The sequence below is a fragment of the Anaerococcus sp. AH8042_DFU013_CI05 genome (genome assembly GCF_047936775.1).
GTDB lineage: Bacteria > Bacillota > Clostridia > Tissierellales > Peptoniphilaceae > Anaerococcus.
Window position 1 is genome coordinate 800,550 of the sequence record NZ_CP175954.1, and the last position, 23,022, is coordinate 823,571.

Genomic DNA, 23,022 nt, shown 5'->3' on the forward strand with positions numbered 1-23,022 from the left:
CTGTTTAGAAATTAATCTTCATCTGGCACTTTTAAATTTCTCTTACCAATGTTTAATGTATCACCTATATAATCAAAAAATAATTTATAATCATATATCCAATTATCAATAATTCCAGACCTATATATACCCACAATAAATATCAAAATAACTGGGAAAAATACAGCACCACTAATTCCAAATAATCTAAGACCTGCATAAAGAGAAATTACTGACAAGATTGGATGAATATTGGCCGATGATCCTATAACTTTTGGTGATATTACTTGTCGTAGTCCAGTCCAGATAAATAAAACTATTAGTAATCCTACTCCCTTATAAGTATTATTAAATACAAAAAGTTCTACAACAGACCAAGGTAACATTAATATAATAGGCCCAATCATTGGCAGCAAATCTAGAAATCCAAGTAATAAGGCAACTGGTATAAAATATTGCTGGCCTAAAATTTTAAGTGCTATAGCCATAATAACTGCACATAAAAGTGCCAATTTTAACTGCGACTTAATATAATTCCATGTAGAATTTTTAAATACACTTCTAATCAAACTAAAATTTTTCTTAGTTCTTTCTGAAAATTTTGAGTGATATTTTAAAGTAACAAGTTCCATATCTCCAAGTATTATATAAAAAGCAACTATAAATGTAATGGCAAAAAATATAATATCGTTTGATGTATTTATAAAGGCAGTAGTAAAACCAAGTGTAATATTTACAGCGTTTTTTTGTAAATTTCCTAAGAATTGATAAAGAGCATCAAGACCAGATCTAATGGCATTAGATACAAAATCTGGTAATAAATTAATTTGTGAGTTAACTGAATTTATCCATTCATTTGTGGATGATACAATCTTATCCCAATTCCCAATTATATTTCCTATTAGTCCACTTACTTGATTTACAATAAATTGAGTAAACCAAATTAGTAAAAATAAAATTACTATCAAAAGTATAGTTCCGACTATATATGAAATTATAGTATGTTTTATTGGCAATAGATCATCTATTCTTTTTATAAGTGGTGTAAGTAGCGCTACCAATGCTAAGGCCAAAATTATAGGCATCATTGCATCAACTAAAGGCGGCGCTAAAAATATTAAAAATAAAATTGATAAAATTATTATTCCTGTACGTAAAAAAATGCGTTCATAAAGATTTTTAGATTCCATATCATTCCCCTATATGCTTTTTATGATATTATATCATGCAATGGGGTAAAAAATAAATAAACAATAAAGGAGGAATTATGATAGATCATATAAGTTTACAAGTTTCTGATATAGGAAAATCTAAAGGTTTTTATGAAGAAGTTCTTGCTGAAATTGGCTTAATCAAGAAAGTTGATTATGAAGATGCGGTTGGATTTGGTAAGGAAGATTCTGATTTTGCAAATGAATTATGGCTTGTTGAGGGAAAACCAAATAATTTCCATCTAGCCTTTAGAGTTGATAGCGAAGATGAAGTTAATAAATTTTATAATACAGCATTAGAATTAGGTGCAAAAGATAATGGTGCACCGGGCATAAGAGAACATTATGCTCCAAATTATTACGCAGCTTTTTTTTATGACTTAGATGGAAATAATATTGAAGCAGTATTCTACAAATAAAAAAGCGATCTAGTTTTTTACTAGGTCGCTTTTAGTTTGATTGTTCATCATCATATTTTAATACAGCAAGGAATGCATCTTGTGGTACTTCAACACTTCCTAACTGACGCATACGTTTCTTACCTTCTTTTTGTTTTTCAAGAAGCTTTTTCTTCCTTGATATATCCCCACCGTAACATTTTGCGATAACGTCTTTTCTAAGTGCTCTAACAGTTTCACGAGCTATTACTTTACCACCAATTGCTGCTTGGATAGGTACTGCAAATTGTTGGCGTGGGATTTCATCTTTAAGTTTTTCAACTATACCACGGCCTCTAGCATAAGCACTATCTCTATGAACTATTATAGACAGTGCATCCACTACTTGGTCATTAATAAGAATTTCAAGTTTTACTAGATTACTTGGAGCATATCCTATTACTTCATAATCGAGTGAAGCATAACCGCGTGTTCTAGATTTCAAACTATCGAAGAAATTATAAATAACCTCATTTAGTGGCAGTTTATATTTTATAGAAACACGGGTTTCATCAATATAGGTCATATCAATTAACTCACCGCGGCGATTTTGAGCTAGGCTCATTATTTGACCAATATAGTTGTTTGGGGCAATAATTTCTGCTCTAGTCATTGGTTCTTCAATATAATCAATTGTTGCAGGATCAGGGAAGTCATTTGGATTTTGAATTTCAATTTCTTCAGCTGCATCTTTTAGCTTTACCTTATAAATTACAGATGGTGCTGTGGCTATAATATTTAAATCATATTCACGTTCTAGCCTTTGAGTTATGATATCCATGTGAAGAAGGCCTAAGAATCCAGAACGAAGACCTACTCCTAGAGCTTGGGAGTTTTCTTGTTCAAATACTAAAGCTGCATCATTTACTTGAAGTTTTTCCAAAGCATCACGGAGCTTATCAAAACTTTCTCCCTCAGCTGGATATATACCAGAATAAACCATTGGTAAAACCTCTTTATAACCTGAAAGGGGAGCATCTGTGGGTTGTTGGGCATTGGTAATAGTATCACCAACTCTAGCATCTTTTACTTCTTTTATACTAGCTTCAATAAACCCTACATCTCCAGAACGTAATTCTTTTGTTTCGATGCGATTTTTCATGGTATAACCTACAGTATTTACTTCGTAAGTTTTACCTGTGTTCATCATTTTTATATGATCACCTGGTTTTACGACCCCTTCAAAAACACGCACATAACAGATTACTCCACGATAAGCATCATAGTATGAATCAAAAATAAGTGCTTTTAGTGGTTTGTTATCGTGATCTTCAGGAGCCGGGATATTAGCTACTATATCTTCTAAGACATCTTCTATATTTAATCCGGTTTTTGCTGAAACTAGTGGTATGCCTTCAGTTTCTAGACCAATTTGATTTTCAATTTCTTTTTTTACTTCATCAACTCTAGCTGATGGAAGGTCTATTTTATTTAAAACCGGTAGGATTTCTAAGTCTTGTTCAAGAGCTAAATAGGTATTTGCAAGGGTTTGTGCTTCCACACCTTGACTAGCATCTACAACTAATATTGCTCCCTCACACGCCTTAAGTGATCTTGAAACCTCATAATTAAAATCAACGTGGCCTGGTGTATCAATCAGGTTTAGGTCATAAATTTTGCCATCATTAGCCTTATAATGAATTTTTATTGATTTTAATTTAATTGTAATCCCACGTTCACGCTCTAGCTCCATGTCATCCAGCATTTGGTTTTGCATCTCCCTTTCAGACAAGTGTTCAGATTTTTCAATCAATCTATCTGCAAGAGTACTTTTACCATGATCTATGTGGGCAATTATAGAAAAATTTCTTATATTGTCTTTTCTTTGTGTCATCTAATTACTTTCTCCATATGGATTATTATCTATATTTCCCATATCACTAAATGGGTAAAATCTGAAAAATGCATGTCCAACTATTTCATCTTTTTCAACTGGACCATAGTTTCTTGAGTCATTACTTGCGCCTTCTGCTCTATTATCACCCATTACAAAATATTGGTTATCTAAAAGATACCATTCATAAGTATCACTTGTTTGTAAGGTGTAGTCAACAGAAGTATATGGTTCATTAAGCTCTTCGCCATTTAAATAAACTTTTTCATCTTTTAAAGTTACAGTATCACCAGGAACTCCAACTACTCTCTTTACATACAATTTATTATATGCATCTGGGGCTTTCAATATTACTATATCTCCTCTTTCATAATCATGGAAATGCTTACCAATTTTATTTACAAAAAGCATATCATCATGATGAAGAGTATTTAACATTGATTTTCCGTCAACTCTAGTGGCATCAAGAAATAGCCATTTAATTAAACCGGCTATAGCTAGGGCAATTACTATAGATTTTATCCATTCAATGATGCCATCTTCATCTTCTTTAACTGGTTTTTGATTAGCTTTAATAGTAGGACCTTTGCTTGCTTCAGGTTCTACTACTATCTTTTCTTTTTCATTTTCATTAGTCATTTGCTTTACCTCTCATTCATTATTATATTATAATATAAAAGTTAAAAACTACCAATTATTTAAGGACTAATATAAATAAAACTTGTATGATTTAATTTTCTATGGTAAAATGTATCAGTCAAGCAAAAAAGACTAATGAAGAAAGAGGGTGAAATAATGGCAAATATTAAATCAGCTCAAAAAAGAATCGAAACAACAAAAAGAGATACTGAAAGAAATAAAGCTAAAAAATCAGAAATCAAAACATATATCAAAAAATTTGATCAAGCTTTAGAAGCTGGTAATGTTGATGAAGCTCGTGAAATCTTTAGACACGTAGATAAAAGAATGAAACAAGCTGAAGCAAAAAACATTATGCACAAAAATAAAGTAGCTAGAACATCTTCTAGATTACAAAAAGCAATGAATGAAGCACAAAATGCTTAATAAAAAAATGAGCAATAATCAGTAATGGATCCGCACATATGTCTACTGATAATTGCTCATTTTATTTTGCAGAAATTTCTCTTAGTAAAAGCAGTAATTCTAATTTCATATCAAAATCCACTGATTTTTGTCTATATTCCATATCAAATATCCTACTATGGATATTTAATAGTTCCGTTAGTGAAAAATTTCTACTGTAACCCTTTATTTTTTTTAATTCGTATGAACCTATTCCTAGATTTTTCATCATAAAAGTATCGTTGTAACCATTTAGATATAAAGATTTTACACCAATGAGATTTCTAATTTGTCTAATAATCATATGATATATCATAAATAAATCTTCATTTGCCGCAGCCATTTTTAAATAAGTATCAATTGTTTCTTTTGGATTTTTTGCACTCATTGCATCTGTTAGATTAAATATATTAATATTTAAAACTTCATCTAATTGGTCTAATACATCCTGTGATTTTACAATTTCTTCACTAGAATTTGCAATAATCTTATCTACAACATTTACTATTTCATAAAGGTCGATTTCACTGTCTTTATTGAGATATGAGAATCTATTTACTATTTCACTAACCAGTGACCTTTGGATTTTTTTGCCATTTCTCACAAATCTTTTTCCGATAAAAGATTCCAATTCTTTTTGATTTAATCTATTTATTTCAACTACTTCCCCATTTTTGACAACACTTTTATAAAACTTTCCTTTAAATGGAGGGTTGTCTGAAAATATTAATAGAGTAGCAAAATCGGGAAATTCTTTAAAGTCATTAGCTAATATATTTAGACTACTTTCATACTCCTTTATTGCGTTCTTAGATAAGTCTATATTTCTCCAAATAACAAATTTTTTATCTTCCATTACAGGATATGTTTCGTAGGAAGTTTTTATAGTCTCTATATCCTTGCTACCTTTGATTTCTACAAGGTTAAAATCTGGAATGTTTACTTTATTTCGTACTTCTTCCATGATTGTATCATTTAAAAACTCTTCTTTAGAATCAAATAAATAAACTCCACTAGTCTTATCATCTATTAAATTGCTCATAAATTCTTTAAAATTCATTTAAAAAAACCTCCTTTCAGGTATTTTTCAATTTTAACTTCATCATCAAAATATATTTTGACCATCCCATCTGTTTGGGTATTAAATATTTTTACTCCATCTAGATTATTAATTACCTCAGAACTTGGGTGACCATAACGATTATTACGTCCGGAAGATATTAACGCAGCCTTTGGTTTTACTTTTTCTACAAATTCTTTTGATGTAGAAGTTTTCGATCCGTGATGGGAAACTTTTAATATATCAGCTTTTTCATCTATACTATCTTCGTATTCTTTTGGCAAATCTCCCAAAGATATTATTTTTGTACCTTTTATATTTATCAACAAGCCTATGGATTCGGTATTTTCTTCTCCAGACTCACCATCAAATATACAGCGTATATATCCATTTTTTAGATTAATGACATCATCTTTTTTTATAATTTCAGGATTATATTTTGCTAATGAGTTAATATTATTTTTGCTTGTAAGAATATGTTCTACATTAAAATTGTCATTTAAAATATCAATATTGCCGCTATGGTCACTATCTTCGTGGGAAATAAAGACAGCTTTTATATTCTTTACACCTATTGACTTTAGATAAGGAACTAAAATCTTTTCACCACTATCATAATCATCATATTTAGGGCCACCTACGTCAATCAGATAATAATCTCCCCTATCATTTATTAAAAATGCATCTCCCTGTCCTATATCAATCATAGAAAAACTAGTTTCAGGATTAATTTTTTCAAATCCCAGACTAAGTATTACAAAAAGTAAATTTATCAGATAAAATTTCTTCATCAATTCTTTATTGGATTTTCTAATATAAATACTTACTAAAATCAAACAATAAAGATAAACTGAAATTAAAATACTTTGGTGGATAAATTCAATATTAAAAAAAGAGAAACTATTAAGCAAAAAAGTTAGATTTAATATAGAATTTATCAGATAATCTAGAATTATAAATATTGGCATTAATATAAATCTAATTAAAGGATAAAATACTATAATTACAAAAATCAAGTACATGGATATTGTAAAAATAGGTAATATCAGAAAATTTGCCAATATACTTATCAAATTTATCTTTCCATAATAAAATGCTCCAAATGGTAAAACACACGCTTGTATGGAAGCAGCAAATCCTATGCTATCAGATATTAAATTGTTCTTTAGATATTTTTTAAGCTTAGGATATATCAAATATACTCCACTTGTAGCAACAAAAGATAAAACAAATCCCGCATTTAAAATTGCAAATGGATTAGATAATAATATCAAGAAAGCAGCAATCAACAAAGATTTAATCTTATCTTCAGGTTCTTGCAGCAAGAAGGCTAAAAATCCTATAAAATTAATTATCAGAACTCTGATAACCGAAAACGGAAACCCTATCATTGATCCATATAATGCACAAACCAAAAGTCCAAATAAATGTGCATGTTTATAGTTAAGTTTTAATTTTTTAAAGCTATATAATATAAATCCTAGTAGCAGGTCTATATGTAAACCAGATACAGCCAAAATATGTGCTAGTCCCAGATCTTTCACATCTTCATTTTGAATTAGATTTTCTCCCAAAATTACAGATATTACAAAATCAGAAGATTTTTTGCTCAAATTACTTTCAAAAAGATTATGGATATACATATAAAAATTTTTTCTTAGTTTTAGAAAAAAGGATGAGCTTTTTACACTTTTCCTAATATTTTGTATTTCTATATTACTTGTTATGCCTTTAGATATCAGATAATTTCTGTAATTAAAAAGATTTGGATTAGTATTTTTGTTTGGTATACTGATTTGACCATCTATTAAATATATATCTCCTATATCAAAATCATAGTCGGAGAAGACTACGGATTTTTCAGATATATCCTTGCCTTTGGCCTTTACGAAGTATCTGTAACTATCATTGACAGCCCTTTTTTCTAGTATGGTAATTTCTAAAGTTTTATCTGTATAATTACTAAGATTATATTGATTAAATTTATATAAACTTAAACTAAAACCTATAGCAAGGGCTATTGGAAAGATTAATAGTTTTTTATCTATAATAGAAATTAGCAAGCCTGCAATAATACACAAAAGTAAAATATATATAGGATTAAGCATCTCAAAACTAATAAATAATCCTATACCTGATATAAAACCTATTAAAGCGATAAAAATTTTCTTTCTCATAGCCCAACCTCGGGTATATTATATCATATGATTAACCATAAGTTTTAATTAAAGAAAGGCAAAGTATGCAGAAAATTTATTTAAAATATCCAGAAATTACAGAATTAAAAGCAAATATAGTTTCAAGACGCGTCCAAGATGATAACACACAAATAATACTTGATCGCACCATTTTTATGCCAAAATCATATGGATTTTTAAAAGATTATGGAAATATATCAGATTTAGAGATCATATCTGTTGAGGAAAAACGAGATAATATAATACATACTGTCAAGGGACGTCCTAAAAAATCAGAAGTCATATTAAAACTAAATCCAGAAAATCGTATTAAAAACCTAGCTTATAATACTGCATTTATAATTTTTAAGATAGTATTTACAAGTTTTTACCAAGCTAAAGATTTAAAATTAACTATAGATGAAGAAAGGTCAGTAATAAAAATTACAGATTTCTTTGATGTATTTGATAAATTATTAATCGAAAATCAAATTAATTTTATAATTGAAAAAGCTTTAAAAATTGAAAATCATCAAGGAATAACAAATATCCCCCCATTAGGAGAGGTAATTAACAATGAGATTTGCTATGAAAATTCTTCAAAAGTTCGTGGTTTTAAAATAGTTGACACTGAAAGCTTTGGAAATGATTTAGAGATTGAATTTATTGCTGGTAGAGATATTATATAAGAGTTTTAAATTATTGATGGCAACAAGCCATCTTTTTTATGTCAATTTCCATATATTTTACATATATATAATACAATGAGAAAACTATATGAAAAAAGGCGATTAGATTATCTAATCGCCTTTAAAATCATAATTTATTCACTATCCATTCAATACCCATTGCCCATCCCATAGAATATAAAAAAATGGAAGGCGGCTTACACAAAAGAATAATTGTAGCATATTTTTTAAAACTCATATCAGAAAGTCCTGTTAAATAGCATAAAAAATCATCAGGCGCTACTGGTAGTAATATTGCCCATGCAAAGAATTTTTCATAAGTTTTATCTTTTATTTTGTGTTTGTATTTGTCAAAAGTTTCTTGACCAAAGAAATTTAAAATTATTGATTTTCCAAAAGTTCTAGATATAAAAAATACTAGCATAGAACCAATACAAATTGATATGTAATTATAGATAAAGCCCCAAAATGGACCAAAAATTACAACCCCAAAGATGGTTGTTAATCCACCCGGTATGATTGGGACAACTATTTGTGTAATTTGTACAAATATAAAAATAATATTTGCCCAAGCTCCATAGGAAAGAATAAAATCTCTAAAACTATCTATGGAGTTGAACAGTCCTTTTTTATAGCCTATAAAACCGAGTAAAGTTAATATTAGTAGTACTATTACTGCTATTATATTGTAAATATTTTTTTTAAGAAATTCTTTCATATCGCCTTCTCAAACTGTATCATTATTATAATACAATAGTACATGATATTTTGTAAGTTGTAAAGTAGTAATTCAATTTTAATAAATTTTTTATAAAATAATTTTATATTTATTATCTCTAATTATAATACCCATCATGTTTTAATTAATAGATTAAAAAATATGGTGTATCACGTATAATGATACACCATTCAAATTAAATTACAAGTTATTTTTTTCTTTTGGACTTAATTTTATAATACCATTTTTATAAAATATATAAGCTAATAATACAGACAATAGCATTATTATTACCATGGCAAATCCTTGTTTTTTATCTAGATTCATAATAAAAATATTAACAATGAAAACTAGAAGTAAGTCTATAACGCCTATTAAGTATTTATTCTTTGCTTCAAATGATCCTGCAGAGTTATTTAACAATATTCCCACAAGCATTGATCCAAATAACGCTGGCATAATATAACTAGTTGCAGTTTTTACTACCGGTGAGGTAAGTATAGGATTTAATGGAACTAGAAGTATAAGCCCTATTAAAATAATAATCATTGTTGTCATTCCAGAAACACAAACCGCAATCATACCGATTACGTCCGCCTCCTCTGTTCCAGGATCTTGATCAACTGATGATAAAGCTGTAAGATAAGCTGGAAATTTAATATTTGTTACATTCCCCATAATAGAGTTGATATATGCCGAATTTCCAGTAATTGGTATCATAGAAAGTTGTTCAGCAAGGGCTACTGGTATATACATGGCTAAAAGTGGTCCTGCTGCTCCCATTACTGAATCAAAACTTGGCCAAATATTGTAAGCTGTACAAATAATTGATGGAATTATAAACATTATTAGTATACAAACTATAGTTGAAATTCTACCTAATTTGTAAGTTTTATCCATATATGAAATATTTTTATTCATTATAGTACTCCTTCAAAAAATACACCCGCTGCCATGCCAATAATGAGTGCAAAACTCATAATAAAATCTGATAGCCAGCCTATCTTATACTTTTTAGAAATCTGTCCTAAAATAAGTGTTACTAGAATAGATGTAATTGCAACTGCTGCGTGTGTTTTAGATTTTAAAAACTCAATAGGGAAAAATACAGTAACCATACCAAAAGTTAGTACCGATAAAGCTAACTCTCTAAATGGTGATGATTTTGTACCAATTCCAGATACTTTTTTATGGTATTTTTCTAAGAAAAAAATGTTAAAAATCATTCCACCAAGAATAGAAATAGTCATAGTAAACATTATTGTTCCTATAGCATTAACATCAGCAGAACCTTGATAAGCTGCAAGATCTGCATAACCAAGACCTTTTACAGCTAAATCCGCTGCAGTAAGTTCGTATGGAAGCGATCCTACAACTGAAAGTCTAAACCATGGCCATGGTATACCTAAAAGCGGTGTCAAAGTTATAAGACCAATTATTACCGCTATGGATGGCACAATAGAAAAAACTAATGAACTTTTTATAGTTGCCTTCACTTTTTCATCAGCAATACCTAATTCTTTTGCTCGCCTTTTTGCTCTAACAAAAAACATTACACATATTAAAAATATAATTAATAAACCGAGGGCTACCAATATGTATAATAATTTGCTGTTTAAGATATCAAATATATTCATAAAACCTCCTTAAAATATAAATACTTTATACCCTAAAACTGCAATTATTACATTTAAAAAAACCTAACAATATATGCTAGGCTTTTATTTATTAATCTATATAGTTTTTAGTAATTTCTATTAACCTTCTGGTTTGATGTTCGATAGCTGGTTTTATTTCATTACTGATTTCATAATTTTCAGGTGATTGAGTTGCTGAAACACCATAAGGATTTCCACCTTGAGCGAATATTGAATCATCTGTATATCCAGTAGGCACAATTATTGCTCCCCAGTGCATTGCAGATGTATAAATTGCACGAATAGTATGTTCTTGGCCACCATTTGGATTTTGTGAAGATGCAAAAGCTGTTACAAATTTATTTACAAGTTTACCTTCGCTCCATACTCCTCCAAGTGAATCGAAAAAGTCTTTCATTTGACTTGAAACATTACCAAATCTAGTTGGTGTTGAAAATATGATTGCATCTGCCCATACCAAATCTTCTGGAGTTGCAACTTCTAAATCCTCTGTTGCTTTAATTGTCTGATCCCATAGAGAGTCTGGCTCAACCTTTGATGTATCTCTAAGTTCTTTAACTTTTAATAATCTAACTTCTGCCCCATTTTTTTCTGCTTCCTCTTTGGCAATGCTTGCCATTTTATAATTAACTCCTGTTTGGGAGTAAAAAATTATAGCTAATTTTACTTTGTTCATAGATATATCCTTTCTGACTTTATTATTATAAAGCTTACTTATAATATACCCATATTTATTATTTTTATTTACAATCTAAATTTTTTATAAAAAAAGTAGGACAATAGTCCTACTAAATTTTTAAGCAACTACGATATTTAAAATCTTACCTGGTACGTAAATCACTTTTCTTATTTCTTTATTTTCTAAATGATTTGAAATATTACTATCAGCTTTTGCAGCTGCAATTGCATCATCCTCGGTAGCATCCATAGCCATAAGCACTTTGCCACGCATCTTACCATTTATTTGAACTGGCATTTCAAATTCGTCTAATACTAATTTTTTCTCATCATAACTTGGCCAATTAGCTTCATTTAATTTTCCTTCGAAGCCAGCTAGTTCCCATAACTCCTCAGTTAAGTGAGGTGCAACTGGATTTAATAGGATGATATAAGTTTTAAAATCAGCTTTGCTTATTTTGCCAAGTGATCTCATATCATTTGAAAGTGACATAAGACTTGCTATGGCTGTATTAAATTTAAGATTTTCGTAATCTTCAGATACTTTTTTGATAGTTTGGTGAATAGCTACTTCTATATCTTTGCTATAATCATCTCCATCTTCTACCATTTCTAGCATATTGTAAACACGTTCTAGGTATTTTCTACATCCACGTACACCTTCATCTGACCAAATAGCAGTTGACCCAAAATCACCAATAAACATCTCATAAGTTCTTAGAGTGTCTGCTCCATAATCACGGATGATATCATCTGGGTTAACAACATTACCACGTGATTTGCTCATTTTCTGGTGGTCTTCACCTAAAATCATGCCATGACTAGTTCTTTTTTGATATGGTTCTTTGGTTGGTACTACTCCTAAATCATATAGGAATTTATGCCAGAATCTTGAATAAAGTAAGTGAAGGGTTGTATGTTCCATCCCCCCATTATACCAATCTACTGGACTATAATAATCTAGTGCTTCCTTGCTTGCAATAGCTTCATTATTATGTGGATCCATGTATCTTAAATAATACCAAGAGCTTCCTGCCCATTGAGGCATGGTATCTGTTTCTCTCTTTGCAGGTCCTCCACATACTGGACAAGTTGTGTTAACAAAATCATCAATTTCTGAAAGAGGTGATTCACCAGTAGCTGTTGGTTCATAAGTTTCTACTTCTGGTAATTTTATTGGAAGTTCACTTTCATCAACTGGATTCCAACCGTGTTCTTCACAATAAATCATTGGAATTGGCTCTCCCCAGTATCTTTGGCGGGAGAATACCCAATCACGAAGTTTGAAATTTATAGTAGCTTCACCTAGTTTATTTTCTTCTATATATTCGATAGCTTTTTGCTTAGCTTCTGATACTTCAAGGCCATTTAAGAAATCAGAATTTATTGCTCTTCCTTTGTTTATATCTGTTAAAGGTAAGTCAGTTTCCTCTTCTGTTTCGTAAACTTGGACAATAGGCATATCAAATTTCTTAGCAAATTCGTAATCACGACTATCATGAGCAGGCACTGCCATTATTGCCCCTGTACCATAGGTCATTAAAACATAATCTGAAACCCAAATTGGAATTTCTTTGCCTGATAATGGGTTTATAGCAGTAATACCATCAAGCATAACCCCAGTTTTATCTTTATTTAATTCAGCTCTTTCAAAATCAGATTTTTTACGAGCCTCTTCTTGATAAGTTAAAACATCACTAAAATTTGAAATATTTTCTTTAAATTCCTCTAACATTGGGTGTTCTGGCGAAATTACCATATATGATACCCCAAATATAGTGTCAGGTCTTGTTGTATAAACTGTAAGTTTATAGTCAGAGTCTTTTACAGCAAAATCAACGTTTGCTCCCTTTGATCTACCAATCCAGTTTATTTGTTGGGCTTTTATTCTATCTTCATAGTCTACATCATCAAGGTCGTCAATAAGTCTATCAGCGTATTCAGTGATTTTTAGCATCCATTGATTTTTCATCTTATGAACAACTTCTGTACCACATCTTTCACATTTGCCATCTACAACCTCTTCGTTAGCAAGACCTACTTGACAAGATGGACACCAGTTAACGCTCATTTCATTTTTATAAGCTAGACCATGTTTATATAATTGGATAAAAATCCATTGGCTCCATTTATAGTAGTCTGGGTTGGTCGTATTTATTTCTCTATCCCAGTCAAATGAAAAACCAATTGATTTTAATTGGGCTTTAAAGTTTGCTATATTATTTTCAGTTACCTTTGCTGGATGTATTTTATTTTTTATAGCGTAATTTTCTGTTGGTAAACCAAAGGCATCCCATCCCATTGGATAAAGTACGTTGTATCCTTCTAGTCTTCTTTTTCTAGAAACTACATCAAGAGCTGTATAAGGTCTTGGATGACCAACGTGTAATCCTTGTCCTGATGGATAAGGAAATTCAACAAGTCCGTAGAATTTTTCCTTATTATGGTCTATTTCGCTATGAAAAGTTTTATCTTCATCCCAAATTTTTTGCCATTTTTTCTCAATGGCATTGGGATTATATTCTGGAATATTAGAATAATTTTCTGTCATCATATCTCCTAGTTTTGGCTTGAAAGTGCGTTTACATATCTTGGATAAGAAATTACGTCACGGATATTTTTCATACCTGTAACATACATAACTGCTCTTTCAAACCCTAATCCAAATCCTGAATGAACAACTGTACCAAATCTTCTTAAATCTAAGTAATTTTGATAATCTTCTTCTTTAAGTCCATTTTCTTCAAAAGATTTTAGAAGTTCATCGATATTTTCTTCCCTTTGAGAGCCACCTATTAGCTCTCCTACTCCAGGTACTAGCATATCAAAAGCAGCTACTGTTTTACCATCAGTATTTCTTTTCATGTAGAAAGCCTTAATATCTTTTGGATAATCAGTTACAAATACTGGACCATTTACAATAATTTCTGATAAGTATCTTTCGTGTTCTGTTTGTAGATCCATGCCCCATTCAACTGGGAATTCGAAGTCTTGGCCACTTTCTTTTAGTTTTTCAATTGCTTCTGTATAAGTTACTCTAGCAAATTCTTTATTTCTTACTTGGTCAAGTCTTTCAAATAATTCTTCATCTATAAATCTATTGAAAAATTCCATTTCATCTTTGTTGTTTTCAAGTAGATAGTCGATTACATATTTAATCATATCTTCAGCAACATCCATTGCTTGATTATAATCTGCAAAAGCCATTTCAGGCTCTAGCATCCAGAACTCTGCAGCATGTCTTGGTGTATTTGATAATTCTGCTCTAAATGTTGGACCAAAAGTATATACATCTCCAAATGCAAGAGCATAATCTTCTGCCTCTAATTGACCAGATACTGTTAGATAAGATTTTTTGCCAAAGAAGTCTTTGTTATAATCTACTTGATTTTTATCATTCATAGGAGCATCACTTGGGTCAATTGTTGTTATATTAAACATTTCTCCAGCACCTTCTGCATCTGATCCTGTTACAATTGGTGGGTTTACATATAAGAAACCACGTTCTTGGAAAAATTGGTGAAGGGCAAATGCTAGTGAGCTTCTTACTTTAAATACTGCTCTGTAAGTATTAGTTCTTGGACGAAGGTGAGGGATTGTTCTCATGTATTCTAGTGTTTGTCTTTGTTTTTGGATAGGGAATTTATCTGAAGATTCACCTAAAACTTTAACTTCATTTGCTTGAATTTCATATGGAGTTTTATTATTACCAGTGGCAACTAATTTTCCACTTACTTCAAGACTTGTTGATAAAAATTGATGAGAAAGTTCCTCATAATTTGGAGCATCTGTTCCAATTACAATTTGTAAATTTTTGAAAGTACTACCATCATTTAGTTCGATAAATCCTACATTTTTACCAAATCTAGAATTTCTAATCCAACCATTTACTACAACTTCCTTCTCTAAATATGAATCAACATCACTTAAAATTTCTCTAATCTTCATTAGTTCTATCCTTTCTTATTTTTAGTTTTTCGTTTAGTTCTTTTTCATACCCTATATCTAAAGCTTGGTAAAATTTTTCATCTATAAAATCATCTGGTAGATAATCTTGTTCTACATAACCCCCAAAAGAATGTGGGTAAAGATACTTATCATGGATTAAATTTTTACTGCCAGAGTAATGGGCATCTTTTAGTTTATTTGGCACTTCTTTGTCACGATTTTCTTTTACAAATTGTATAGCTTTATCAATAGCTAGATAAGTAGAATTGCTTTTGTCAGCTAAACACAAGTAGGTAACAGTTTGTGCTAAGATAATTCTTGCTTCTGGCATACCGACAGTATTAATGGCATCAAAAGTACTAGTAGCTAGTTGCAAAGCAAATGGATCTGCATTTGAAATATCTTCTGATGCAAAAATAATCATACGACGGGCAATAAATTTTATATCCTCACCAGATTCAAGCATTTTTGCCAAATAATAAAGGGCAGCATCAGGATCTGATCCTCTCATAGATTTAATAAATGCTGAGATGGTATCATAGTGTCTGTCGCCCTTTTTATCATAGATTGCAATCTTTTTTTGAATAGAATTTTCGATTGTATCTTTGCCTATATTTATTTTACCATCTTTCTCATTTTCTGAAAATATAGCAATTTCTAAGGCATTTAAAAGAGCCCTACTGTCCCCATTTGAATATTTGATCAGAATTTCCCTGGAATTATCATCTATATTTACATTTTTATTTTGTAAAATCGAATCTTTAGTAATTGCCATATCTATTAGCTTTTCCAAATCATCTTTATTCAATGATTTTAATTCGAATACATACATACGGGAAATAAGAGCCTTATTGACTTCAAAATATGGATTTTCTGTAGTAGCTCCTATAAGAATAATTGTTGAATCTTCGACAAAAGGTAATAAATAGTCTTGTTGAGATTTATTAAATCTATGTATCTCATCAATAAATAAAATAGTTTTTTTGTTTTCATATTTTAAATTATCTTTTGCAATTTCTATTTTCTTTTTTACATCTGCTATACCGCTTGTTACTGCAGACAGCTCCTCATAGGCCATGTGGGTAGTTTCAGAGATGATTTTTGCTAAGGTGGTTTTTCCTATACCAGGAGGTCCATAAAAAATCATTGAATAAATCCTATCAGCCTTTATCATACGGCTTATGATTTTTCCCTCCCCTACCAAGTGTTCTTGACCTATATAATTTTCAAGACTTTTAGGTCTTAATCTATCTGCCAAGGGTGCAGATTTTTCTAATTCTCTTTGTCTGTTTAACTCAAATAAATCCATTTTAGCCTTTCTAGTATAAAAAAAGATGCAGCTATAAGCAACTACTGCTCAATACTGGCATCTTTTTTATCTCTTAAATTTATAATTTCATTGTAAAATGAATCGACATCTTTAAATTCTCGATAAACTGAGGCAAATCTTACATATGCCACAGGATCTAAATCTTTTAGCTCATCCATGACAAGCTCACCGATATAGGTCGATGTAACTTCTTTTTTGCCTGTATGGTTAATTTTAATTTCCACATTTTTAGCCACTTGCTCAATTTGATCCAGAGACACGGGTCTTTTTTGACAGCTTTTTACAATGCCATTTATGATTTTTGATCGATCATAAGCCTCTCGAGTTTCATCCTTTTTTATAACCATGATTGTTATGTCTTCATAGCGTTCATAGGTCGAAAATCTCTTGCTACAATCTTCACAAATTCTTCTGCGTCTTATAGCTGTATCATCTTCAGTGGTTCTTGAGTCAAGCACTTTTGTGTTATTTGAATGACAATACGGGCATTTCATATTATTTTAAGAAATCTGGTAAATCTATATCGTCAAATGGATTTGAGCTTTTTCTTTTTTCTTCAGCTGGGCGAGCAGATCTTGATTGTGATTCATATTCTGATCTAGAGTTTCTAGTTGGAGCATTCATCTCTGCTGTTCTTGATGAACTAGGTCTGCCTTGATTATCAAAACCTGTTGCAATAACTGTAATTTTGATTTCTTCACCCATAGACTCATCAGATCCAACACCGAAGATAATATTTGCATCAGAATCGATATTATCACGGATAAGCTCTGCAGCTTCATTTGCTTCCATAAGACCAACTTCTGCAGCAGTAACATTAAGTAAAACTGCTTTTGCCCCCTCAATAGATGTTTCAAGAAGTGGTGAATTAACTGCGGCCTTAGCAGCATCAACAGCTCTATTTTCTCCACTAGCACGACCAATACCCATATGAGCTATACCTTGATCAGACATAATTGATTCAACGTCTGCAAAGTCAAGATTGATTACATTTGGTATAGCAATTAGTTCAGAAATACCACTTACAGCATCCATAAGTACATTATCAGCTAGTTTGAAGGCATCTACCATTGATGTTCTTTTTTCAACTATTTGAAGCAATCTATCGTTAGGGATTGTAATAAGTGTATCCACATTTTCTTTAAGTCTTTCGATACCAGCTTCTGCTTGTGATTGTCTTTTTCTACCTTCAAAAGTAAATGGTTTTGTTACTACACCAACTGTTAAGATATCCATATCTTTTGCAACACCTGCAACAACTGGAGCTGCACCTGTACCAGTACCACCACCCATTCCAGCAGTGATAAATACCATATCAGCACCTTTTAAAGCTTCTGTGATATCATTTTTTGATTCTTCTGCTGCTTTTTCTCCAACAGATGGATTTGCACCAGCACCAAGTCCTCTTGTTAGTTTTTCACCAATTTGTAATCTTAAGTCCGCATTTGATTCTTGTAGTGTTTGTAAGTCTGTGTTTACAGCTACAAACTCAACTCCTGATAATCCGTTATCTCTCATTCGACTGATAGCGTTGTTTCCACCACCACCAACTCCGATAACTTTTATCTTTGCTAAAGAGTTGTCATCCATTTCCATGTTAATATTTGCCATATCTTCCCCCGTGTTCTAGTTTGATGTTTTTTTAATAATTTAGATTTTCACTATATGATTCAGGGCTAACTTTGACAATGGGATTGTCTCCATTGTCTAAATCTATACTTATAAGTGTAATAGATTTTTGCCTAGCATCATTTAGGATATTATCTAAAATTTTAAGCTTATAGTCTATGTCGTTCAAATCACCGAATTTCACATCTATATCATTTATCATTATACCAATTTCAGCTTTATTTTCCAAATTTAATTGTTTTACTTCGTTAAAATACGAAAATTTCTGAATTGCTCTAATAAAATTTAAACTTGCTTCAGATCCAGTAAAATTTTCTCCAATATTTTTTCTAAGATTTGCTCCTTTTATTTCTTTTAATAAAGATTCGTCAAAATCTTTGAGACTTTCCCCAAGTAATGTACCCTTGTTAGAGATATAATATTTTTTCCCCTCACTATTTTGAAAAAATAATGGATAATCTTCTTCAACATTAATATTTAATAGATTTGGAAAAACTTTTTTTATACTAGCATTTTCTATATAGGTCATCTTGCTGATATTTGGCTCGTGTTCTTTTGCATTATATAACAAAATATTTTCACCAATTGGATTTCCTATCTGTCCAATTATTTCTGTATCAGGTGTTATGTTGTTTCCAGTAATATAAATTTCAGATATTTTCATATAGCTATGCACATAAATACTATATACGATAGATGCTAAGGCAAGCATAATTAGAAAAAATACAAACCATTTACTAAATAATTTACTTTCTTTTTTCTTACTATGTTTTTTTGCAATATATTTTTTATTTACTGTTCTTCCATCTTTTTTAAAGTATCTGTCGTCGTTTGAATTTTGCATATTATTTCTCAATTAATTTTAAAACGAGTTTAAGTATTGCATCACTTGCTCCATCTTGCGCAAGTTTACCACTATTTTCGCCCATTTGTTCCAGTTTTTCTTTATCACTTATGATGCTCATAATATTATTATACAAAACTTTACCATTTAAATCTTTTTCTAAAATCATAAGCGAAGCACCATTTTTTACGTATGTTTCGGCATTGAATTGCTGGTGATTTTCAGTTGTATATGCCTTTGGAATGAGTATAGAAGGTTTTTTTACACTTGATATTTCCGCAAGACTCATTGCCCCGCTAGATGCAATCACCAAGTCACTTACTGCATAAAACAAATCAATATTGTCTATATAAGGAAATACTTTTAGATATTTATTGTCTGGCAAGTCCTTTATAAAATTATCATAGTTTCTTTTACCAGTTTGGTGAAGTAAATAAAAATCTCCATGCAAATGTCCGGCCATTTCCTTGACAGCTTTATTCATTGAAGCTGATCCATTTGATCCTCCAAATGAAAATACCACTGGCAGTGACTTATCTATACCTAGTTTTTCCAAATCATCTTTACTAAATTCATTAGAAAAGTTATTTCTAATTGGGTTTCCTGTCACTACTATTCTTTCTTTGTGTTTAAAGTGTTTAATTGCTTCAGCATAAGAAATGCATAAATAATCTACTTTTTTAGATAAGTATTTTGATGTAATGCCTGGATAAGAATTTGACTCATGAATTATGGTTGGCACTTTTAGTTTAGCAGCCTGGTAAATAATAGGTCCACAAACATATCCTCCAGTACCAATTGCAAGATTTGGTTTAAATTCTTTTATAATTTTTCTTGCAGATTTAAAACCTTTTAGGTTTGTAGAGATTGATTTGAAAAACCTTTTATTAATTTTTCTTGGCATGCCCATCCCTTCGATTGGAGCAAATTTGTAGCCGTATTTTTCTGCAATGGCTTCTTCAGGTCCGCCCTTTATCCCAACATATAAAATATTTACATTTTCGATATTTTCTTGGATTTTTTGAGCGATAGCAATGGCAGGATATATATGTCCGCCCGTTCCTCCACCTGAAATAATTACATTCATTTTATCATTCCTTTATATTTTTCAATTTTTTCTTTAAAATCTTTTCCACGTACTTCATATGATGGGTACATATCCCAGCTAGCGCTAGCTGGTGATAGCAAGATTGTATCATTTAATTCTGCATGCTCTAGTGCTTTTTTAACTGCATCATCCATATCCTCAGCCAAAATATAGTTTACATCCAATTTTTCGCAAAGATTTTGAATTTGCGTTTTGGTTTCACCCATAATTATCATAAGCTTGCCATTATTCTTAAATTCTTTTACATAATCACTATAATCGATTTTTTTATCATAGCCACCAGCTATAATTATTATCGGATTATCAAAACTTTTTATAGCTTTTACTGCGCTATCAACATTTGTCGCTTTTGAATCATTATAAATTTTTAAACCTTTTACTTCATCGACATATTCTAGTCTATGTTCAATAGATACAAAAGTTTTACTAGCTTCAGTAATTTTTTTAAAGTCTATGCCAAAGAAATAACACTCTAGCATTGCTGCCATTAGATTTTCATAATTATGGCTTCCAATAATTTTCAAATCATTTGTGTCAAGAACTTGATAGCTTTCTTTTTCATCTATATAAAAAATTTTGTTTTCCTTTAAAAATAACCCTTTTTTTACTAAGCCAACAGAAGAAAATTCATAAATTTGACCCTTAAATCTATCTTTATTTTTTTGAAGAATCTCATCATTTTTATTAATGATAATATAGTCGTTATCACTTTGATTTTTTGCAATATTTAATTTAGAATTGATGTAATCATCAAAATCCTTGTGCCAATCCAAATGATCTTCTGTAATATTTAGAATTGATGCAATGTGTGGATGAAAATCATATGTATTTTTAAGTTGAAAAGATGAAAGCTCTTCAACAAAGACCGCATCATTGTTATACATTTGCCACAATATGCCTTCACCTATATTACCAACAGAGATAGCTTTTATACCCGATTCATTTAATATGTGAGTAATCATAGATGTAGTAGAGGTTTTACCATTTGTACCTGTCACTGCTAGAATTTTTTTATCAGGGAAAAGTCTATATGATAGTTCAATATCACTTATAATTTCATATTTTTTCGCTAAATTTTGTAAGACTTCATCACTAGGTTTTATTCCTGGAGATTTTACTACACATTCATATTCAATATCAAAGATATCAAAAAGAGAAATAGGGCTATAATCATAGCCCTTTAATTCGTCAACTTTTTCTTTATTTTTATCAAAAGTATAAACATCATATCCCATTTTTGAAAGAGTTTTTACTGTAGATATGCCGCTTACACCTAGTCCATAAACTAAAATTTTTCTCATAATACTGCCACCAATGTTACTAAACACAATAAAACTGAAACAATGCTAAATGCTGATACAATTTGAGGTTCTTTATAACCCTTTAATTCAAAATGATGGTGAATTGGAGTCATTAAGAATACTCTTTTTTTGTTGCGATGTCTATAAGATAATACTTGGATAATAACTGATAAAGTTTCCAAAACATAAACTCCACCAAAAATCACTAGATAAATTGACATTTTTTCTATAATTGCAAGAGCAACTATGGCTCCACCAATTGCCATTGATCCAGTATCTCCCATAAATACAGAGGCTGGATAGGAATTAAAGTATAAAAATCCTAGTAAACATCCAAATAGAATTACTGAAAACATCCTAGTTGTATCAGTAGTTGCTAGTAAGAATAAGCAAATAAATACTGGAAGCGATACACTTGTCGCAAGTCCATCTAGCCCATCGGTAAGATTTACTGCATTAGTAGTTCCAACTATTATAAAAACCAATATAGGAAAACCTAAAATACTTACTGGCAAGCTATAATTTGAAAATGGTATTGTTAAAGTTGTAACACTTTCTTTATCATTTATAAAAGCTAATATTGTTATAAGTATTGCAAGCCCAAATTGTAGAACTATCTTTTCTTTAGGTTTAAGCCCCTCTGATTGTTTTAGTACCAATTTTCTAAAATCATCAATAAATCCGATAGCACCATAACCTACTGTTGCTAGAAGGAGGATTGCTGTGTTCATATTAAAGGGAACAAAAATTAGAGTCATTAAAAATGAAGCTATTAAAAAGATAATGCCCCCCATTGTAGGGGTTCCAGCTTTTTGATAATGACTTTTTGGTCCTTCTTTTCTGATATTTTGACCAATCTTCATATTTTTTAAGATTGGCAAAATTGCATATCCTAAGACTATTGTTGAAATTATACTTGCAATAATTATTTTAAATATTCGATCCATATTAGTTATCTATTCTTTCTGCTCCGTTTTTCTCGTACCCCATTCCTAGTTCCTCTAAAGCATACCTTTGAATGCGGTTTAAGTCCACTGTATTTTCTAGTTTTGCTTTTAATCTATCTCTTTTTAATTCTTTGCTAATTGCATCGCTTGATAGTTCCTTGTATTCGTTACGTTTTGCAATCAGCTCATTTCTAGTTGTGAAAGTGAAAAACCCGAGTGTAAGAATTACTGCAAGAGTTAGAAAACTAATTACTAACTTGAATCTCCTGTCCTTTTTTCTTTGGACTTTGATATTCTTCTTTCTTCTTTTAGGATCTTCCTTAACCTTAAGCCTTATTCTATTGTGATTTTTATTTTGGGCAATCTTTTGCCTTTCAATTCTCTCAGCCAT

22 protein-coding genes are annotated in these 23,022 nt (G+C 30.6%); 3 read left to right on the top strand and 19 right to left on the bottom strand.

Features of this window, described 5'->3' with window-relative positions; genetic code table 11:
* Positions 1-11: 11 nt before the first annotated feature.
* Positions 12-1,169: an AI-2E family transporter gene (locus tag ACKRLN_RS04225; protein ID WP_416335350.1), complete on the bottom strand. Its 1,158-nt coding sequence runs from the start codon at positions 1,167-1,169 to the stop codon at positions 12-14.
* Between the two features lie 77 nt (positions 1,170-1,246).
* Between ACKRLN_RS04225 and ACKRLN_RS04230 the strand changes: the two genes are divergently transcribed.
* Entirely contained in the window at positions 1,247-1,609 is a 363-nt protein-coding gene (locus ACKRLN_RS04230; protein ID WP_296141076.1) for a VOC family protein, read from the top strand.
* Positions 1,610-1,640: 31 nt separating this feature from the next.
* Here ACKRLN_RS04230 and lepA read toward each other — a convergent pair whose 3' ends face one another.
* Both lepA and lepB read right to left on the bottom strand, forming a co-directional pair.
* The gene (gene lepA, locus ACKRLN_RS04235) at positions 1,641-3,461 is read right to left on the bottom strand and encodes a translation elongation factor 4 (protein WP_296141073.1); all 1,821 of its coding nucleotides are present in this window, start codon (positions 3,459-3,461) and stop codon (positions 1,641-1,643) included.
* A complete protein-coding gene (lepB, locus tag ACKRLN_RS04240) occupies positions 3,462-4,100 on the bottom strand; it encodes a signal peptidase I (protein WP_296141070.1) in 639 nt (212 codons plus the stop codon).
* A gap of 156 nt (positions 4,101-4,256) precedes the next feature.
* Here lepB and rpsT point away from each other — a divergent pair, with 156 nt between their 5' ends.
* Entirely contained in the window at positions 4,257-4,526 is a 270-nt protein-coding gene (gene rpsT, locus ACKRLN_RS04245; protein ID WP_203127391.1) for a 30S ribosomal protein S20, read from the top strand.
* Between the two features lie 61 nt (positions 4,527-4,587).
* Here rpsT and holA read toward each other — a convergent pair whose 3' ends face one another.
* Complete coding sequence (holA, locus tag ACKRLN_RS04250; protein ID WP_296141067.1) at positions 4,588-5,604, bottom strand: DNA polymerase III subunit delta; 1,017 nt, start codon at positions 5,602-5,604, stop codon at positions 4,588-4,590.
* On the bottom strand, positions 5,601-7,781 hold the full coding sequence (locus ACKRLN_RS04255; protein WP_296141063.1) for a DNA internalization-related competence protein ComEC/Rec2: 2,181 nt from the start codon (positions 7,779-7,781) through the stop codon (positions 5,601-5,603). The genes holA and ACKRLN_RS04255 overlap by 4 nt, the downstream gene beginning before the upstream one ends.
* A gap of 65 nt (positions 7,782-7,846) precedes the next feature.
* Between ACKRLN_RS04255 and ACKRLN_RS04260 the strand changes: the two genes are divergently transcribed.
* Entirely contained in the window at positions 7,847-8,470 is a 624-nt protein-coding gene (locus ACKRLN_RS04260) for a hypothetical protein (RefSeq protein WP_203127388.1), read from the top strand.
* 127 nt (positions 8,471-8,597) lie between these two features.
* Here the strand turns inward: ACKRLN_RS04260 and ACKRLN_RS04265 are convergent, their stop codons facing one another.
* From ACKRLN_RS04265 to ACKRLN_RS04330, 14 genes are all read right to left on the bottom strand, one after another.
* Positions 8,598-9,188, bottom strand: a complete 591-nt coding sequence (locus tag ACKRLN_RS04265) for a TVP38/TMEM64 family protein (RefSeq protein ID WP_203127387.1) — start codon at positions 9,186-9,188, stop codon at positions 8,598-8,600.
* A gap of 201 nt (positions 9,189-9,389) precedes the next feature.
* Positions 9,390-10,109 (bottom strand): hypothetical protein, encoded by a 720-nt coding sequence (locus tag ACKRLN_RS04270; RefSeq protein ID WP_296141057.1) that lies wholly within the window; start codon positions 10,107-10,109, stop codon positions 9,390-9,392.
* A complete protein-coding gene (locus tag ACKRLN_RS04275; protein WP_416335351.1) occupies positions 10,109-10,825 on the bottom strand; it encodes a DUF5058 family protein in 717 nt (238 codons plus the stop codon). The genes ACKRLN_RS04270 and ACKRLN_RS04275 overlap by 1 nt, the downstream gene beginning before the upstream one ends.
* A gap of 91 nt (positions 10,826-10,916) precedes the next feature.
* Positions 10,917-11,522: an NAD(P)H:quinone oxidoreductase gene (gene wrbA / locus ACKRLN_RS04280; protein WP_296141050.1), complete on the bottom strand. Its 606-nt coding sequence runs from the start codon at positions 11,520-11,522 to the stop codon at positions 10,917-10,919.
* A 120-nt stretch (positions 11,523-11,642) separates the two neighbouring features.
* Positions 11,643-14,054 carry a leucine--tRNA ligase gene (gene leuS, locus ACKRLN_RS04285; RefSeq protein ID WP_296141518.1) on the bottom strand — a complete coding sequence of 804 codons (2,412 nt, stop codon included), beginning with the start codon at positions 14,052-14,054 and terminating at the stop codon, positions 11,643-11,645.
* Between the two features lie 29 nt (positions 14,055-14,083).
* Complete coding sequence (gene asnS / locus ACKRLN_RS04290) at positions 14,084-15,472, bottom strand: asparagine--tRNA ligase (protein WP_296141046.1); 1,389 nt, start codon at positions 15,470-15,472, stop codon at positions 14,084-14,086.
* Positions 15,462-16,781, bottom strand: coding sequence for a replication-associated recombination protein A (locus tag ACKRLN_RS04295; protein WP_416335352.1), 1,320 nt, complete (start codon positions 16,779-16,781; stop codon positions 15,462-15,464). The genes asnS and ACKRLN_RS04295 overlap by 11 nt, the downstream gene beginning before the upstream one ends.
* A 41-nt stretch (positions 16,782-16,822) precedes the next feature.
* Positions 16,823-17,296, bottom strand: a complete 474-nt coding sequence (gene nrdR, locus ACKRLN_RS04300) for a transcriptional regulator NrdR (protein WP_295884010.1) — start codon at positions 17,294-17,296, stop codon at positions 16,823-16,825.
* 1 nt (position 17,297) lies between these two features.
* Entirely contained in the window at positions 17,298-18,413 is a 1,116-nt protein-coding gene (gene ftsZ / locus ACKRLN_RS04305; protein ID WP_203127380.1) for a cell division protein FtsZ, read from the bottom strand.
* A 31-nt stretch (positions 18,414-18,444) separates the two neighbouring features.
* Entirely contained in the window at positions 18,445-19,275 is an 831-nt protein-coding gene (locus tag ACKRLN_RS04310) for a cell division protein FtsQ/DivIB (protein ID WP_296141040.1), read from the bottom strand.
* A 1-nt stretch (position 19,276) separates the two neighbouring features.
* Entirely contained in the window at positions 19,277-20,362 is a 1,086-nt protein-coding gene (gene murG / locus ACKRLN_RS04315; protein WP_416335353.1) for an undecaprenyldiphospho-muramoylpentapeptide beta-N-acetylglucosaminyltransferase, read from the bottom strand.
* The gene (gene murD, locus ACKRLN_RS04320; protein WP_296141034.1) at positions 20,359-21,684 is read right to left on the bottom strand and encodes a UDP-N-acetylmuramoyl-L-alanine--D-glutamate ligase; all 1,326 of its coding nucleotides are present in this window, start codon (positions 21,682-21,684) and stop codon (positions 20,359-20,361) included. The genes murG and murD overlap by 4 nt, the downstream gene beginning before the upstream one ends.
* Complete coding sequence (gene mraY / locus ACKRLN_RS04325) at positions 21,681-22,631, bottom strand: phospho-N-acetylmuramoyl-pentapeptide-transferase (protein ID WP_203127376.1); 951 nt, start codon at positions 22,629-22,631, stop codon at positions 21,681-21,683. The genes murD and mraY overlap by 4 nt, the downstream gene beginning before the upstream one ends.
* Position 22,632: 1 nt before the next feature.
* Positions 22,633-23,022, bottom strand: coding sequence for a hypothetical protein (locus tag ACKRLN_RS04330; RefSeq protein ID WP_203127375.1), 390 nt, complete (start codon positions 23,020-23,022; stop codon positions 22,633-22,635).